1 protein-coding gene and 1 pseudogene are annotated in these 1,975 nt (G+C 55.8%); both read right to left on the bottom strand.

The window, feature by feature from the left end:
• Positions 1 to 324, bottom strand: a pseudogene (locus AC1DQP_RS19990) (hypothetical protein); the annotation flags it as partial.
• An 850-nt stretch (positions 325 to 1,174) separates the two neighbouring features.
• A complete protein-coding gene (locus AC1DQP_RS19995) occupies positions 1,175 to 1,558 on the bottom strand; it encodes a hypothetical protein (protein ID WP_478052364.1) in 384 nt (127 codons plus the stop codon).
• Between the last annotated feature and the right edge of the window lie 417 nt (positions 1,559 to 1,975).

The following is a 1,975-nucleotide window of genomic DNA, read 5'->3' on the forward strand; positions in this document are numbered from 1 at the left end:
TCGAGCGGATGCCTCGATAGAGCACGACCGAATGTTCCTGCGTTTCATATGCAGCAGGTAGTCCGCTATCTCTTCTGATAACAATCCGGCCGGCGTTGCTAGKGGCAGTGTGGGCGGGTAGATCGTACCGTTTCTGCGTGCCCCGGGGCGCGCGGTTTTGTCTAGAGCGAAGCGAAGAAGTTCTTCAAAATTTGTTCTGGACTTTGCATTGCTTATTTCGACGCCGCAGAACTTAACTCTTCCGACTTTCACGAAGTCGATCTTAATGGCGCTGTCGGTGGCGTCGAGCTGAGATGGGTTTGGTGTGGTCTTTGCACTTTCCACTTTGGCTGCTTCCGTTGTTGGTGTCTGCAATCTTGATACGGGAGCAATTTGTCAAGTCAATGCGCGGTCGCCTGGCGTCAGATGGGCGGAATAACACCTTTAGGATTGGTGTGAAGGACGCTCCGATGGGCAAGGGCGCGTGCATTTTCGTGTTCGTAAAGGTAGCCGGCATCCCTATATTTAAGGGGCTTCTTCAGTTGCGTGCTAGCCATGTTCCAGAGATCGACTATAATGAATTAAATTGGTTTTCCTAACAAATGTCATTATATTTGTCAGTAAATTAGACTGTACCACAGATAAATGTTGGGTTATTTTTTTTGGCTTTCTCGTTAGTTTGTAATGGCGGTTCGGCGTGGTGTTCGAGAATTGAGTGGAGTTCGCGCCACGGCCCGTATCGTCTGCCGAGCCTCAGTGTCCAGCCTGCCTGGCAGTCTGATGGGACCTCAGCCAATCCAAGCCCTCAGCTACATCCAAGCGCATCGAAGCGCATCGAAGCGTAGGAGCGCATGAGAAGGCGCGGGGGCAGCAAGCCATCCCATTTTTGGCTGGCTAGGTTCTTAGCCTTGACGAGAAGCTCCTCACTCCTTGGGGCGGGCTGCGAAGTAATTACGGCCATCGCTTCCAGCAGATGGATCCGGCCCTGTGAGCGTTTGGTTACCTTGACGCCGAGCCTGCCGGCCTGTGCGCTGAAGTCTCTCGCGCCGAGGAGGCAGGCAATGGCTTCATTTGTAGCGTCCCAGCCCGTGTGTGGAGTGGGAAATGATTTCCCTGCAGGCGTGGCGAGCCGTTGCAGCTTTCTGGTGAGCCCAGCTTCTCCTGGGGCTGACCCTTTCGGCGCGTATGATGGGACCTAACGGCCGCCCTGAAACTTGAAGGTGAAGCGGGCGGCGGACGGTCCGGTCTCCCCTGCGATAGGCACGGGCGTGGCGTTGACCAGCGTCAACATGCCATCAGCGACATGGGCTGGGACGCCCAGCTTGAGGTCAATCTGCTTGGACGAGCCGACACCGAGCACTGTCGCCCTGACGATCAGCTGTCCGGCCTGGATACACTGAACGTCGACTGGGCAACGGCTGTCTTCGATGACGCGATCGGGACGCACCCTAGGGCCATCAACCGCCGCGATCTCTCCCAAGCGCACAGGGCCTTCAACGGGAGGGCCCGCAACCGGACCAACCGCCGCGCCCCCTGCAAGTGATATGGCCATCAGCGGTGCAAGTGCCTGCGCTCTCATCCAACGGATTAGGGCAGATTTTCGTCGTTCGATTCGCATAGTCGGCAGGGGTTCCGAAGATGGCCTGAGTGTCCCATAGCTCTGCGCTACCGGTCGGATGCAGCCCGTTTTGATTACCTTGTGAAGGCGCAGTTGTTCTCAATTGCGATGAGTCGCTTGGATGAAATTCCTTTGAGGTTGGTGGAAGAGCAGGCTGCTGGTAGCCCGTTCCATGAGCTATTGCGTTCCAGCGAGTTTCGCGAGGCTGCAGAATAGGTGCCGGGCCTGAGGCTCAAACTATCCAAGCTATTTCGTCGATTAGAGATGGCTAATCCATCCTCAATGACTAAGGGTCCTTGATCTACCTTGGAGTTTGATTCTGTTTCGACTGGTTAGATACGGACGCCCTGGGCATCGAGAGTTGGCGTGGTCATGGTC

The sequence above is a fragment of the Stenotrophomonas sp. P5_A8 genome (genome assembly GCF_056400545.1).